14 protein-coding genes, 1 rRNA gene and 1 other RNA gene are annotated in these 13,309 nt (G+C 68.7%); 4 read left to right on the forward strand and 12 right to left on the reverse strand.

Translation table 11 applies throughout. The annotated features are described in order from the left end of the window. A 5S ribosomal RNA gene (rrf, locus tag EVS83_RS16260) occupies positions 1-77 on the forward strand; the annotation flags it as partial. 470 nt (positions 78-547) lie between these two features. On the opposite strand, the gene EVS83_RS11215 is transcribed toward rrf, so the two are convergent. The 8 genes from EVS83_RS11215 to EVS83_RS11250 all read right to left on the reverse strand — a co-directional run bounded on the left by EVS83_RS11215 (position 548) and on the right by EVS83_RS11250 (position 8,185). Beyond that, the gene (locus tag EVS83_RS11215; protein WP_133501137.1) at positions 548-997 is read right to left on the reverse strand and encodes a hypothetical protein; all 450 of its coding nucleotides are present in this window, start codon (positions 995-997) and stop codon (positions 548-550) included. 68 nt (positions 998-1,065) lie between these two features. Then, complete coding sequence (gene rpiA / locus EVS83_RS11220) at positions 1,066-1,713, reverse strand: ribose-5-phosphate isomerase RpiA (protein ID WP_133501138.1); 648 nt, start codon at positions 1,711-1,713, stop codon at positions 1,066-1,068. A 4-nt stretch (positions 1,714-1,717) separates the two neighbouring features. Next, positions 1,718-2,188, reverse strand: coding sequence for an EVE domain-containing protein (locus EVS83_RS11225; RefSeq protein WP_133501139.1), 471 nt, complete (start codon positions 2,186-2,188; stop codon positions 1,718-1,720). Continuing rightward, the gene (locus tag EVS83_RS11230) at positions 2,185-2,772 is read right to left on the reverse strand and encodes a 5-formyltetrahydrofolate cyclo-ligase (protein ID WP_133501140.1); all 588 of its coding nucleotides are present in this window, start codon (positions 2,770-2,772) and stop codon (positions 2,185-2,187) included. Before EVS83_RS11230 ends, EVS83_RS11225 begins: the two co-directional genes overlap by 4 nt. A 42-nt stretch (positions 2,773-2,814) precedes the next feature. Continuing rightward, a non-coding RNA gene (gene ssrS, locus EVS83_RS11235) (6S RNA) lies at positions 2,815-3,000 on the reverse strand. 105 nt (positions 3,001-3,105) lie between these two features. Continuing rightward, positions 3,106-3,408: a cell division protein ZapA gene (locus tag EVS83_RS11240; RefSeq protein ID WP_133501141.1), complete on the reverse strand. Its 303-nt coding sequence runs from the start codon at positions 3,406-3,408 to the stop codon at positions 3,106-3,108. A 10-nt stretch (positions 3,409-3,418) separates the two neighbouring features. Next, positions 3,419-3,643 (reverse strand): TIGR02449 family protein, encoded by a 225-nt coding sequence (locus tag EVS83_RS11245; protein WP_133501142.1) that lies wholly within the window; start codon positions 3,641-3,643, stop codon positions 3,419-3,421. Positions 3,644-3,673: 30 nt separating this feature from the next. Further along, the gene (locus EVS83_RS11250) at positions 3,674-8,185 is read right to left on the reverse strand and encodes an EAL domain-containing protein (protein WP_133501143.1); all 4,512 of its coding nucleotides are present in this window, start codon (positions 8,183-8,185) and stop codon (positions 3,674-3,676) included. A gap of 113 nt (positions 8,186-8,298) precedes the next feature. Between EVS83_RS11250 and EVS83_RS11255 the strand changes: the two genes are divergently transcribed. The 3 genes from EVS83_RS11255 to EVS83_RS11265 are packed head-to-tail and all read left to right on the forward strand — an operon-like array spanning position 8,299 to position 10,720. After that, positions 8,299-8,847, forward strand: coding sequence for a UPF0149 family protein (locus EVS83_RS11255; RefSeq protein WP_425456100.1), 549 nt, complete (start codon positions 8,299-8,301; stop codon positions 8,845-8,847). Positions 8,848-8,895: 48 nt separating this feature from the next. Continuing rightward, entirely contained in the window at positions 8,896-10,251 is a 1,356-nt protein-coding gene (locus EVS83_RS11260; protein ID WP_133501145.1) for an aminopeptidase P N-terminal domain-containing protein, read from the forward strand. Between the two features lie 4 nt (positions 10,252-10,255). Continuing rightward, positions 10,256-10,720, forward strand: a complete 465-nt coding sequence (locus tag EVS83_RS11265) for a GNAT family N-acetyltransferase (protein ID WP_166636888.1) — start codon at positions 10,256-10,258, stop codon at positions 10,718-10,720. A gap of 3 nt (positions 10,721-10,723) precedes the next feature. Here the strand turns inward: EVS83_RS11265 and EVS83_RS11270 are convergent, their stop codons facing one another. The 4 genes from EVS83_RS11270 to EVS83_RS11285 all read right to left on the reverse strand — a co-directional run bounded on the left by EVS83_RS11270 (position 10,724) and on the right by EVS83_RS11285 (position 13,263). Next, positions 10,724-11,653, reverse strand: a complete 930-nt coding sequence (locus EVS83_RS11270; RefSeq protein WP_133501198.1) for a histone deacetylase family protein — start codon at positions 11,651-11,653, stop codon at positions 10,724-10,726. Positions 11,654-11,716: 63 nt separating this feature from the next. Next, entirely contained in the window at positions 11,717-12,106 is a 390-nt protein-coding gene (locus tag EVS83_RS11275; RefSeq protein ID WP_133501147.1) for a VOC family protein, read from the reverse strand. Positions 12,107-12,133: 27 nt separating this feature from the next. Beyond that, entirely contained in the window at positions 12,134-12,688 is a 555-nt protein-coding gene (locus tag EVS83_RS11280; RefSeq protein ID WP_133501148.1) for a cob(I)yrinic acid a,c-diamide adenosyltransferase, read from the reverse strand. Next, a complete protein-coding gene (locus tag EVS83_RS11285) occupies positions 12,688-13,263 on the reverse strand; it encodes a hypothetical protein (protein ID WP_133501149.1) in 576 nt (191 codons plus the stop codon). The genes EVS83_RS11280 and EVS83_RS11285 overlap by 1 nt, the downstream gene beginning before the upstream one ends. Positions 13,264-13,309: the final 46 nt, after the last annotated feature.

Here is a 13,309-nt window from a genome sequence, read left to right on the forward strand (position 1 = left end):
TCCGAACTCGGAAGTGAAACGCACCCGCGCCGATGGTAGTGTGGCATTGCCCATGCGAGAGTAGGTCATCGCCAGGGTCTTTATCCCGCAAACCCCCGACAGCTCACGCTGCCGGGGGTTTGTCTTTGGGGGATTTGGAAAGTAGTTCGACGTGCTCTGGAGAAGTGATCACGCGCGGCGGCCATCTCCTCCCAAAGCTAATCGCTGAATGTCCAAGCTAATCACGCTGCGGTCGCACCCACCTCGCTGCGGCGACGCGCCTACATACCTAGCTATAACCGCATGGCCGATAGGCCGGGTCGTTATCGGCACCGCGGGCGTAATGGCGCAAACACGTCCTCGGCCGTGACAAGCTAGCCAACGCTAGGCACCTCGGGATTGCGGTGCCGGGGCTGGAATAGACCGGCTTTGGCTTTTGCCCACTGGAGTACAAGGCGGCACGTAGTGCCGCTGACGCCGCTGCATGGCGACATACTGCCGTGGGCTAGAAGCTACCGTTGACCGCCACTACGACGTGGTGCGCGGCGTCCAAGGCCGCAGTAGCCGATTAGTGGCAGGCGTCCGCATCGCGGACGCATCCACCGTTGGTCGCGCAGTAGATGTAGCCGGCGGCGCATTCGTCGCTCGAGCGGGCGGAGGTTCGGCATAGGCCGCTGACCGGCTCGCAGCCAAAGCCGTTCTTTGCGCAGTCGTTGCTGGCGCCTGCCGTGTTGCGGCTGACGGTCGGGCTTTCGCAGTACGCCTGAACGAGGCTGCCGCCTGGACGCGTCATCTGGTTCAGACGCTCGGTTAGGGTCGCGACCTGACCCTTGAGTTCCTTGTTCTTGTCGACTTCGCGCTGATAGAGAGACTGATAGTCCAGCTGCAGCTGTCCGGCCTTCGATGGCACAACGGCCGCCGGCACCGACACGCGAGGCGGCGTCTGCGCGTGGGCGATCGACGCAGCCATCAGGCCGAGGATCAGGATTCGGGCAAATTTCATTGGGCGTGCCTCCATGCAAAGGTCGATAGACCGGAGCATAACCACGTCCTGCAGTTGCTCGACGCTGGCCCGACCGGCGGAGGTCAGAACACGCGCGGTGTCTCGCCGCCTACGATCACGATATCGGCTGCCCGCCTGGCGAAGAGTCCGACGCTGACGACCCCCGGCATCTGGTTGATCGCGGTTTCCATCGCAACCGGATCGGTAATGCGCAGGCCTTGGATGTCGAGGATCCAGTTGCCGTTGTCGGTGACCACGCCCTCACGCCAGACGGGCTGGCCACCGGTTGCCGCGACGATCTCCCGGGCGACCAGGCTGCGCGCCATCGGGATGACTTCCACCGGCAGCGGGAACCGGCCCAGAACGTCGACCTGCTTGCTCGGGTCGATGATGCAGACGAAACGCTGGCTGGCCTGCGCGATGATCTTTTCGCGCGTCAGGGCCGCGCCGCCGCCCTTGATGAGGCGTTTGGCCGTGTCGCATTCATCAGCGCCGTCGACGTAGAGCGACAACGGACCCGTCGCATTGAGGTCCAGCACTTCGATGCCGAACTTACGCAGGCGCTCCGTGCTCTGCTCGGAGCTCGACACCGCCCCTTTGATGCGGTCCGGCTCGCGGCCCAGCGCGTCGATGAAGTAGGCGACGGTCGACCCCGTGCCGACGCCAACGATCATGCCGTCCTCGACGTAGTCCATCGCCTTTTCGGCGGCCAGGCGTTTCGCTTCGGTCATGACGTCACTCGAGGGAAAGAAGAAGCTTCCACTGCGCGGCGGAGACCGGCAGGACAGAGAGGCGGCTGCCGCGACGGATCAGTTCGAATTCCTCGCCGAGTTCGTCGCGATGCTCGCGGATCTCGTCCAGCGGGATGATGCGCGACAGCTTCCGCTCGAAGGCGACGTCGACATTGAACCAGCGCGGCTCTTCTTGCGTTGCCTTCGGGTCGAAGTAATGCGACTTGCGATCGAACTGCGTCGGGTCGGGATAGGCGGGCGTCGCGACCGTCGCCGTGCCGACGATGCCGGGCGGCGTGCAATTGGAGTGGTAGAAAAGCACGCCGTCTCCGACATGCATGCCGTTGCGCATGAAGTTGCGCGCCTGGTAATTGCGGACGCCGGTCCACGGCTCGGTGCCGACGCGCGCGAGGTCGTCGATCGAGAAGGCGTCGGGCTCGGATTTCATCAGCCAGTAGCGGCGTCGGGTCGTCATGCGGCGATGTAGGTGTCGGATTCGGTGCAGACGGCGTCGAGCGGGATGTCCCATTCGGCGGGCGTGAGATTGTCGACGCGCTGGAGTTCATACGCCACGCCGACGAGCAACGGACGCTGGGCACGGTCGCGCACGCCCGCGAGGCTGCGGTCGTACCAGCCACCGCCCATGCCGACGCGATTGCACGCGGAATCGAACGCGACGAGCGGCATTGCGACCATCGACAGGGCATCGGGCTCGAGCAACGACGACGGCGCGACGTCCGGTTCGGGAATTCCGAAACGATTCTGGACGAGCGGATCGCCGGAACGCCACGGCGCGAATCGAAGCCTGCCGTCGTCGGACAGCACGGGCAGACAGTAGATGCACGCCGCGGGCAGTTGCGTCTGCCACGCGAGCAGCGGCATCTCGCCATCGACCGCCCAATAGCCCGCGACGTAGCCGTGATCCGGCGCACCCGGCAACGCGAACAGCCGCGCGGCGACCTGCTGCGCGGCGGCGATGCGATGGGCGGGCGACAGCGCGGCGCGGCGCGCACGAATATCGCGTCGGAGGCGACGCAAGTCGTCCGTGGCGAGCGTCACCGCGCGGCGCCCCGATGGGCGCGACGCGACGAGACGAAAGAAGTGTCCTCCACCATGCCGATGCGTGCGAAACGACCTTGAACCCGAGGTTCAAGTGGGAACGCTCGGCCACCTTCGGGCTTCCCGCTCGTGGGCGGGCATGCGCTCCGGGTGACGGTCACATTCCCGGTGTCGTTTTTAAGGGACAAGGCGAATGTTTGCACACGCCGTCGTACACAGCAGAGGACGTGCGCGAAGTATAGCGCGGGGTGTCGTCATGAACCCGTCGTTCGTCGTCACGGCTCGGGTGAAATTCAGTCGCGTCGTGATCGAGTGGAGCGAAGCGACGGACGGTCAACCGGCCGCCGGGTCGAGCAGATCGTCGAGGCGACGGTTCAGCATGCCGAGCGAATGCGCGATGTCGCGTTCGCGATGCGTGTCGTGCTTGGTCTGCTGCAGCTCATGCGCGAGGTTGAGCGCCGCGAGCACGGCGATGCGGTCGATCGCCGCCATCTTGTTGGTGCCGCGGACCTCGCGCATGCGGTTGTCGAGCAACTTGGCCGCGGCGAGCAGCCCTTCGCGCTGTTCCGGCGTGCAGCCTACCGTGTACTCGCGATCCAGCACGCGGATGTTGACGGGCTCGCTGTTCGTGCTCATGCCGTGACGCTCAGGTGTGCTGCTCGAGGGAACGCAGGCGCGCGATCATCGCTTCGACGCGAACGCGAGCCTGTTCGTTCTTCGCCAGCAACGCGGCGCGCTCCGTGATGAGTTCGCCCTGTTGCTGGCGCAGACTTCGATTCTCGTCCTGCAGGCGACGCAGGCGGTCGCCGAGTTCATCGATGCGCCGGGCCAGCCGGTGGATCAGCTCGAGCGTCTGGGGCCTGTCGTCCATGCCGCCACCATAGCAGCGCGACCGGCCGAATCAAGGCGCGGGCGGCACGCTCCCGTCCCAACGCCACTCGCGCATGAAGCGTTCGCACTCATCGGGGGGAAGCGGGCGCGCGAGCCAGTAGCCCTGGATCTCGTCGCAGCCGTTACGGCGCAGGAATTCGAGCTGGCCTTCCGTCTCGACACCTTCCGCGACGACGTGCAGGCCGAGCGAATGGCCCATCGCGATCACGGCGCTGGTGATCGCTTCGTCGTCCGGGTCCCGCGTGAGATCGCCGATGAATTCGCGGTCGATCTTGAGCGCGTTGATCGGCAGGCGCTTGAGGTAGGCGAACGACGAGTAGCCGGTGCCGAAATCGTCGATCGACATGTGCACGCCGAGGTCCCGAATCGACTGCAGGGCCGACCACGTTTCCTCCGCCATGATCACGCTCTCGGTCAGTTCGAGTTCGAGGCGATCCGGCGGAAGATCGGTATCGGCGAGCAGGCGTTCGATCACCTTGGCCAGATGGCCGCGACGCAGTTGCAGCGCGGACACGTTCACCGCCATCGCGATGTCGAGCCCGGACGCGCGCCACGCTTGCAATTGCGCGCAGGCCATGTGCAGCGCCCATTCGCCGATTTCGAGGATGAGGCCCGATTCCTCGGCGAGCGGGATGAACTGCGCCGGCGAGACCGCACCGAACTCGGACGAATTCCAGCGCAGCAGCGCTTCGACGCCGACGATGCGCTGCTGCGACAGCGACAGCCGCGGCTGGTACACGAGGTGCAGCTCGTCGCGATCGATGACCTTGCGCAAGGCCGCCGACAGCGTGGCGCGACGGCGAATGTCGACGTCCATCGTGCCGCTGTAGCGCATGTAGGTGCGACGGCCGTGCGCCTTCGCCTGGTACATCGCGGTGTCGGCGTGCTTGAGCAGGTCGGACGGGGTGTCGGCGTCGTCGGGATACAGCGCGACGCCGATCGACGGCGAGATGATCACGTCGCGCAGGTCGCCCGCATCGAGTGGCGCTTCGAACGCCGCGAGCAGCTGGCGCGCGACGGCTTCGGCTTCGTCGAGATCCTCGACGTGCTCCATCACCACGGTGAACTCGTCGCCGCCGAGGCGCGCGACGACATGACGACCGCCGAGCGCGTGCCGCAGGCGACCTGCCGTGGCGCGAAGGATGGCGTCGCCGGCCGCGTGGCCGAGCGAGTCGTTGATGTCCTTGAAGCGATCGAGGTCGAGGAAGAGCACGGCGATGCGCGCCTCCTGCCGGCGCGCACGTGCGATCGCGCGCGACAGGCGTTCGAGCAGCAACGCGCGATTCGGCAGGCCGGTGAGCGTGTCGTAGTTCGCGAGATAGCGCAGTTCCTGCTCGGCGCGCTTCTGGTCCGTGATGTCCGACAGCACGGCGACCCAATGGCCGCGCTGGCCCGCGTTGTCGAGCACGACGCTTGCCTGCAGCCAGCACAGGAACTCGCTGCCGTCCTTGCGGCGCTGCCACAGCTCACCCGACCAGCGCCCGTCGCGCTGCAGGTCGTCGCGCATCTGCCGGTACACGCTTTCGTCGTGCTGGCGGCTGTCGATGAGACTGGTCTGCTTGCCCGCGACTTCCGCCTCGGCGTAGCCCGTCATGCGCGTGAACGCGGGATTGACCGAAATGAAATTGAAGTTGTCGTCGAACACGGCGACGGCTTCGGCCATGCTGCGCAGCACTTCGCTGGCGACGCGGCGATCGCGTTCCGCGCGACGGGTCGAGGTGATATCGCGTGCGGTACCGGCGATGCGCCGTGCGCGGCCGTCGTCGTCGCGTTCCACCACGCGACCGCGTGCCCGGATCCACAGCCACTGGTCGTCGTCGACCGCGACGCGGTGTTGCGACTCGAACACGCCGATCTCGCCGCGCAGGTGGCGCCGCAGCTGCGACAGCACGCGTTCCATGTCGTCCGGATGGATGCGGTGCTCGCGCTCCTCGAGGGTGTCGACGTCGATGTCGGAGGAATCCGCTTCGCTCGAATGCGCCTGCATGCGATGCATGACGCCGCGCGCGAGGTCGTAGTCCCAGAACTGTTCGCCCGACGCCCAGAGCGCGAGTTTGAGGCGCTCCTCGCGCTCGCGCAGGTCGGCGAGATGCACACCTTCGCGGCGGCGGCGCTGCACCCATTGGTACGCGGCGAACACCAGCGGCGCGACGAGCAGGAGCGCGACGAACGTGATGACCACGGGGTGACGCCACAGCGGTCGTGCGACGTCGACCGGCAGCGTCAGCTCGTTCGGCGACCAGCGCCCGGTGCGGTCGGTGGCCTGCGCACGAAACCGGTAGTGGCCCGGCGGCAGGTGCGTATAGGTGATTTCGCGCTGCGTGCCGTTGTCGATCCAGTCGGCGTCGAAGCCGTCCATGCGATAGCGGTAGCGCGTTTGCGACGACGGCGCGAAGTCGAGCGCACCGATGCGCAGGCGCACCACGTCTTCTCCTGCCGCGACGCGCAGCGACGCCGGCGGCCACAGCGCTGTCTCGGTGCGCTCGCGATTGCCCACGCGCACGGAAAGCAGGCGCAGCGGCGCAGGGGAAGCGGGGGCGTCGGGGCGGCGCGGATCGACGAGGTTGATGCCGCGCACGCCGCCGAACGCGAGGCGTCCGTCGACCAGCGTGCCCGCGCTGCCGCCGTTGAATTCGAGATCCTGCAGGCCTTCGCCGAGCCCGAACAGGCGCGCGTCCTGCGTCGCCGGGCGGTAGCGCAGCAGGCCGGCGTCGGTGCCCGACCACAGCGTGCCGCGCGGGCCTTCACCGAGCGAGAAGATCGTGAGCGTGGCGCGGTCGGGCAGGGCGGTGTCGAGCGGGCGACGGAACACGAGATCGCCCGTCGTGCCGCGTGGCACCGCTTCGCTGAGTCCTGCGTGCGTGCCGATCCAGATGCGACCGTCGGCGCTCTCGTACAGCGCGCGCACGACGTTGCTCGGCAGCGAGTCGCTGCGATTCACTGCATGACGGAAGTGACGGATGCGGCCGTCCGGCGTGCGCACGTCGAGGCCGTCGCCCGTGCCGAACCACACGCGACCGGTGTGATCGACGAGCAGCGCATGCACGTTGGGATGCGAGACGTGCGCGCCCGGGCCGGTAGCGGAGTCGAGGTGGTCGAGCGTGCCGCGCGCGGGGTCGTAGCGATAGGCGCCGTCGCCCGACGTGCCGAGCCAGAGCGCCCCGTCTGCGGCGCGCGCGATGGAACGCGCGACGAGCTCGACACCGCCGGGCAGGTCGATGCGGCGCACCGCGCGCGTGGCCGGATCCAGCGCCATCAGCCCGTGCCCGGTCGCGAGGAGCAGGCTGCCGTCCGGCTGGCGCAGGAAGCCCGCGACGCGCGTCGGGCCGCCCGGCAGGCGATCCGTCAGGTCGTCGAGCGCCTGCGTGGCGAGGTCGTAGCGGACCAGGCGGTCGCCATCCGTGCTGTACCAGAGCGCACCCGGCGTGCCGATGACCGAGCGCACGCTGTCGTCGGCGGCCGCGTTGGGGCCGGGGTGATGCATCGGGTCGGTGATGAAGACGAAGCCCGCGCCGCGGGGATCGCCCACCGCCACGCCGCGGTACTGCCCGCCGAGCCACAGCAGACCGCTGCGGTCGACGTACATCGTGTTGACGCTGTTCTCCGGCAGCGCGCCGGCGATCGAGCGGTCCTCCCGCACATCGAGCACGGCCCCGGTGGCGGGATCGAAGCGGCGCAGACCGTAGGGGTAGTCGGACAGCCAGAGCTGGCCGTCGGGCGTCTGCACCAGCGAACGGATCTGCGCGGTCGTCCCGTCCTTGGGCCAGACGCGCGTTCTCGCATTCCCGGTCACCTGCTCGAGGCCATGTTCGCCGCCGAGCCAGAGGCGACCGTCGCGGCCTTCCTGCAGCGCATACGCGGGCTCGGCGGGGCCGACCTTCACGGCGCGAGAGCCGTCGACGCGGAACAGGCCCTGCGGCGTCGCGTACCAGAGATGGCCGGCGCGGTCCCGGGTCAGCGCCTGATTCGGCGCGGCGGCCCCCGTGCGCGGCGGCAGGTCGAGCACGCGCTGGCGGCGCCCGGTGGCGGGGTCGAGTCGGTCGAGCCCGCTGACGGTGCCGATCCACACGCCCTCGCGGTCGACGTGCAGCGCGAGCACCTGGCGGTCGGCGCGGCGGTCGGGCACGACGTCGAGGAAACGGCGGATCGCGCCGGTGCGCAGGTCCAACCGCGCGACGTACTGCGAGAACGTGCCGACCCACAGCGCCGACGTGTCGTCGAGCGCCAGCGCCGTGACGAAGCTGTCGGGCAGGCTGCCCGGGTCCTGCGGGTCGTGGCGGAAGACGCGGTAACGCTCGCCGTCGTAGCGATGCAGGCCGCCCTGCGTGCCGACCCAGACGAAACCGAGCGGGTCCTGCACGATCGTCGCGACGGAATTCTGCGTCAGCCCGCGGTCGCTTCCGACGGGGTCGAAATAGAACTCGCGCGTGGCGGCCGCGGGACGCCCCGGCATGGCCAGCAGCGCGGCAGCGAGCAGCGGTGCGAGGACAGCCCGGAGTCGATCGGTGACGAGGGCGCGCACGGGGCTCGCGGCCGGGAGGAGGGGGCAGTGTAGGCATCGCGAGCATGCGGCCTCAACCGGTGAACGCGATGCGGTTGGTACACTCGCGAATCCCGTCGCGTTTCCGGAAATCCGTGTCCGAATCCGAGCTGCCGTCCGTCGCCGATATCGATGCCGAAGCCGTGAGCTTCGGCCTGGCCACCTCGCCCTTCGAGTTGCATGGCGCCCTGTGCGGTTGGCTCGCAGGCGGCGGAAGCGACGACCGCGGCTGGCTCGCCTCCGCCTTCGCCGATGACGCGCTCCCGGCGCCGACCGCGGGCTCGCCGCTCGACCGCCTGCGCGAAGCGACGTCCGCCCAGCTGTCCGACCGCAGCTTCGAATTCGAGCTGCTGCTGCCGGATGCCGACGCTCCGCTCGTGGAGCGCAGCGGCGCGCTGTTCGACTGGTGCCGCGGCTTCGTCGGCGCGTTCGGGCTGGCCTCGGGCGCGAAGCCGCCGCTGTCGGACGAAAGCCAGGAGGCGCTCGCCGACCTCGCCAAGCTCGCCGCCGCGCAGCCGCAGGACGAAGGCGACGAGGAGGACGAGGAAGCGCTGGTCGAGATCGAGGAGTTCGTGCGCGTCGCCGCGCTTCTGCTGCACGGCGACTGCGTGCTCGCGCGCGAGCACCGCCAGCGCCTGAACTGACGCGTCGACGCGTAGCCGTCGACACCGCGCCGGCCTAACATCGGCGCGATGGCTCGAACCTCGACACCCAAAGCCGCGCCACGCGTGCCGGCCTCGCCGCACGCCCGTCGCCGCCGCCAGCTGATGCGCATGGCCGGCGAGGACGCGATCGTGATCGTCCCCGCCGCGGCCGAACGCGTGCGCAGCCGCGACACGCATTTCCCGTATCGCCAGGACTCGGACCTGCTCTACCTCACCGGCTTTCCCGAGCCGGATGCGGTGCTCGCGCTGAGTCCCGGGCGTCGCCACGGCGAGTCCATCCTGTTCTGCCGCGAACGCGATCCCGAGCGCGAAGGCTGGGACGGCCCGCGGTTCGGGCCGGAAGGCGCGGTGGCGACGTTCGGCGTCGACGACGCCTATCCCGTCACCGATCTCGACGACATCCTGCCCGGCCTGCTCGAAGGCCGCTCGCGCGTGTACTACCACTTCGGTCGCGACGCGGAGTTCGACCTCAAACTCATCGGCTGGCTCAATCGCGTGCGTGCGCAGGTGCGCAGCGGTGCGCAGCCGCCGCATGAGTTCCTGGAGCTCGGTCATCTGCTCGACGAGCTGCGTCTGTTCAAGGACGCGGGCGAACTGAAGCTGATGCAGAAGGCGGCCGACGTCAGCGTCGCCGCGCATCAGGCCGCGATGCGTGCCGCGAAACCGGGCGTCACCGAATACCAGCTGCAGGCCGAACTCGAATACGTGTTCCGTCGCAATGGCGCGGTGCCGGCGTACAACAGCATCGTCGGCGCCGGCAACAACGCCTGCGTGCTGCACTACAACGCGAACAACGGCGCCGCGCGCGATGGCGATCTCGTGCTGATCGATGCGGGTGCGGAAGTCGACGGTTACGCCGCGGACATCACGCGCACGTTTCCGGTCGGCGGGCGCTTCACGCCGGCGCAGCGCGCGTTGCACGACCTCGTGCGCGATGCGCAGTCCGCCGCGCTAGCGAAAGCGACCGCGGGGACGCCGTGGGATGCGATCCACGAGGCCGCAGTCGCGACGCTCAGCGAAGGCCTGCTGCGACTCGGCCTGCTCAAGGGCAAGCTCGAGAAAGTCATCGCCGATGGCACGTACAAGCGTTTCTATCGACACAAGACCGGGCACTGGCTCGGCCTCGACGTGCACGACGTCGGCGACTACCGCGTCGACGGCGAATCGCGCCTGCTCGAGCCTGGCATGGTGTTCACCATCGAGCCCGGTCTCTACATCGACGCGGACGACCCGACCGTCGACGCGAAGTGGCGTGGCATCGGCATCCGCATCGAGGACGACGTGCTAATCACGAAATCGGCACCGCGCGTTCTTACCGACGCGCTCGCGCGCTCCGCCGACGAGATCGAGGCGTTCATGGCCGATGCGCGCAAGGTCGCCTGAGCGGATGAGTGCAACGATCCGCGCGGCGACGCCCGACGACCATACGGCGATCCTCGCACTCGTGCCGCGGTTGGCCGCAACCGGCACGCCATCGCTGCGCGACCACGACCAGGTGCGAGCGGCAGACCTCGCGAGCGTCGGCGAGGCGCTGGCGTCGCAGGACGATCGCTGCGCGTTCTTCGTCGCCGATGTCGACGGTGCGATCGCGGGCTTCATCCACGTGCGCCGCGTCCTCGACTACTACACGCAGCGCGAGATCACGCACGTGTCCGACGTCGTCGTGGCGCCGGAGGCGGAAGGACGTGGCGTCGGACGCGCGTTGATGACCGCGGGCGAGGCGTGGGCGAAGCAGCAAGGCCATGCGCTCATCCAGCTCTACGTGCTGCCGGAGAACGCGCCGGCGCGCACTCTGTACGAGCGGTCGGGCTATACGCCCGAATGGATGAAGTACATCAAGCCGCTGGACTGACCGTCACCAGCTCGCGCCGTCCGCGACGAGTGCGCCAGCATGCGCCGCGGCGGATTCGGCGAGCGCCTGCAGGTCGTAGCCACCTTCGAGCATCGACACGATGCGGCCGTCGCAATGGCGACGCGAGATCTCGCGCAGCTGGCCGGTGATCCACAGGTAGTCGACCGCTTCGAGTTCGAGTTGTGCGAGTGGATCGCGCTGGTGCGCATCGAAACCGGCGGAAATCAGCAGCAATTGCGGCGCGAAGGCGTCGATCGCCGGTAGCAGCGTCTCGCTCCACGCGCGGCGGAAGCCTTCGCTGCTCGTGCCGGGCGGCAGCGGCGCGTTGTAGATGTTGCCGATGCCGCGCTCGTCCGCGTGCCCCGTCTCCGGATACAGCGGCGACTGGTGCGAACTGCAGAACACGACCCGCGGATCGCGCTCGAAGATCGCCTGCGTACCGTTGCCGTGGTGCACGTCGAAATCGACGATCGCGACGCGCTCGAGGCCGTGCGCGTCCATCGCGTGCGCGGCGGCGACGGCGATCGAATCGAAAAAGCAGAAGCCCATCGCCGTGTCGCGCGTGGCGTGGTGGCCGGGCGGTCGCACCGCGCAGAACACGCGACGCGCGTGGCCCGACATCACCGCATCGACCGCCGCGACACCCGCACCTGCAGCACGCAACGCGGCTTCCGCGGCACCGGGCGAAAGAAACGTGTCCGGATCGAGCTGCACGTTGCCGTCCGCGACCGCGGTGTCGAGCACCTGACGGATCAGCGCGTCGTCATGCACGCGCGCGAGCTGTTCCCGCGTCGCCAGCGGCGCTTCGGCCCAGGGCAGCTCGGGGTAGGTGTCACGGATGGCGTCGACCACCGCGGCGAGGCGCTCCGGGCGCTCGGCATGGCCCGGCGGCGGCGTGTGCGCGGCGCAGGCGGGGTGGGTGAGGAGCAGCAGCGGCAGCATGTCGGTCATGGCGGGATTCTCGCGCGACGCGCGCCGTGCTGCGCGCGTCGAAAGTCAGCCGGCGTCGAACTCGCGCAGCTGGAACACGTTGCCTTCGGGATCCATCACGTTGCAGGCGACGAAGCCCGGGCCGTGCCAGCGTTCGTCGAACATCTCGCCGCCTGCGGCCGCGACGGCTTCGCCCGCGATGTCCAGGCGCGGCACCGTTGCGAAGAACTTGTAGGCGGTGTCGTGGCGGCGCACCGGCGGCGTCTGGATGGCGATGTCGGCCGCGAACTCCGACGGAATCGCATGCACCAGCAGCTGCAGGTCCGGCGAGGCGAGGACGACGAGGTCGTCGCGCGCCTGCAGGCGGCGCATGCCGAGCACGCGCTCGTAGAAGGCGGCGACGCGTTCCATGTCCTTGGCGTAGACGAACATGCCGGCGCGTGCGGGACCGCTCATGACGTCGCTTCCGAAGGAATCAGGCGCTCAGCCGTGGCGCCGTTCGTGGTTCCACAGCACTTCGCCGTGGCCGCTGGCGCGCGCGAGTACGCGGGCGAGGACGAACAGCAGGTCGGACAGGCGATTGAGATAGCGGATCGCTTCCGGCCGCACCGTTTCGATGCGTGACAGGGCGACGCATTCGCGCTCGGCGCGACGCACCACGGTGCGCGCGATATGGCAGCGCGCCGCGGCCTCGCCACCGCCGGGCAGGATGAAATCCTTCAGCGGCGGCAGCGGATCGTTGAAGCGGTCCAGTTCATTCTCGAGCCGCTCGATGTCGGCAACGAAGATCGCGGCGTGGCCGGGAATGCACAGCTCGCCGCCGAGATCGAACATCTGGTGCTGGATCGACGTCAGCAGCTTTGCGACGTCGTCCGGAAGATCGCTCGCGAGGACCAACCCGATGCAGGAATTCGCCTCGTCGACCGTGCCGTAGGCATCGACGCGGGGCGAATCCTTGCCGGTGCGCGAACCGTCGCCGAGGCCGGTGGAGCCGTCGTCGCCGGTGCGCGTATAGATCTTCGAGAGGCGGTTGCCCATCAGTGCGCGGCGAGCGCGCGGCCGCGGGACAGCGACGTCGCCACGGCGTGCACCAGCGCGATGCCGCCGACGTACATCGCGGCGGTCTGCATGTACGGGAACAGCCACTGCACGTAGTTCTGCCACCAGCCTGCGAACGACGGCGACGACACCGAGGCCGACACCCAGTAGAAGCTGCCCTGCGAGATCAGCTGGCAGACGCAGGTGGCGACGACCAGCGACGCGGCGAGCAGGCCCAGCGAGCGCAGGTCGTTCGCGACATCACGACGACGCAGCCACATGCCGCCGGCCCACATCGCGAAGTACGCCGGCACCAGGCACCAGTACGCGGCCGAAACGCAGTACGCGCTCCAGAAGCTCTGGCCGCTGCGGGTGATCACGGCGTAGTCGATCAGGACCGCGAGCGCCATGAGCACCGGGAACGCCCAGCGCGTCGACTTGGAGAGATAGAAGCCGCCGGCGAAGAACACCGCCCACGAGGCATCCGGGATCGGCGCGAAGTGGTTGATGCGCGTGGCCGCCATCAGCGCGGCGAGCAGCGTGAAGATCAGGGTGCGCTGGGAAGTGGCGGTCATGGTCGCTCCGGAAAGGCGGGCCGGTGCGGGACCGGCGAGCCCCGCA

Origin of the sequence: Cognatilysobacter terrigena, assembly GCF_004361065.1 — a bacterium.
GTDB classification, from domain to species: Bacteria; Pseudomonadota; Gammaproteobacteria; order Xanthomonadales; family Xanthomonadaceae; genus Cognatilysobacter; species Cognatilysobacter terrigena.

Bases quoted from the DNA above. Each gene is read 5' to 3' on its own strand.
- EVS83_RS11215 (WP_133501137.1), bottom strand. From the start codon at position 997: ATGGAGGCACGCCCAATGAAATTTGCCCGAATCCTGATCCTCGGCCTG.
- rpiA (WP_133501138.1), bottom strand. From the start codon at position 1,713: ATGACCGAAGCGAAACGCCTGGCCGCCGAAAAGGCGATGGACTACGTC.
- EVS83_RS11225 (WP_133501139.1), bottom strand. From the start codon at position 2,188: ATGACGACCCGACGCCGCTACTGGCTGATGAAATCCGAGCCCGACGCC.
- EVS83_RS11240 (WP_133501141.1), bottom strand. From the start codon at position 3,408: ATGAGCACGAACAGCGAGCCCGTCAACATCCGCGTGCTGGATCGCGAG.
- EVS83_RS11245 (WP_133501142.1), bottom strand. From the start codon at position 3,643: ATGGACGACAGGCCCCAGACGCTCGAGCTGATCCACCGGCTGGCCCGG.
- EVS83_RS11260 (WP_133501145.1), top strand. From the start codon at position 8,896: ATGGCTCGAACCTCGACACCCAAAGCCGCGCCACGCGTGCCGGCCTCG.
- EVS83_RS11265 (WP_166636888.1), top strand. From the start codon at position 10,256: ATGAGTGCAACGATCCGCGCGGCGACGCCCGACGACCATACGGCGATC.
- EVS83_RS11275 (WP_133501147.1), bottom strand. From the start codon at position 12,106: ATGAGCGGTCCCGCACGCGCCGGCATGTTCGTCTACGCCAAGGACATG.
- EVS83_RS11280 (WP_133501148.1), bottom strand. From the start codon at position 12,688: ATGGGCAACCGCCTCTCGAAGATCTATACGCGCACCGGCGACGACGGC.
- EVS83_RS11285 (WP_133501149.1), bottom strand. From the start codon at position 13,263: ATGACCGCCACTTCCCAGCGCACCCTGATCTTCACGCTGCTCGCCGCG.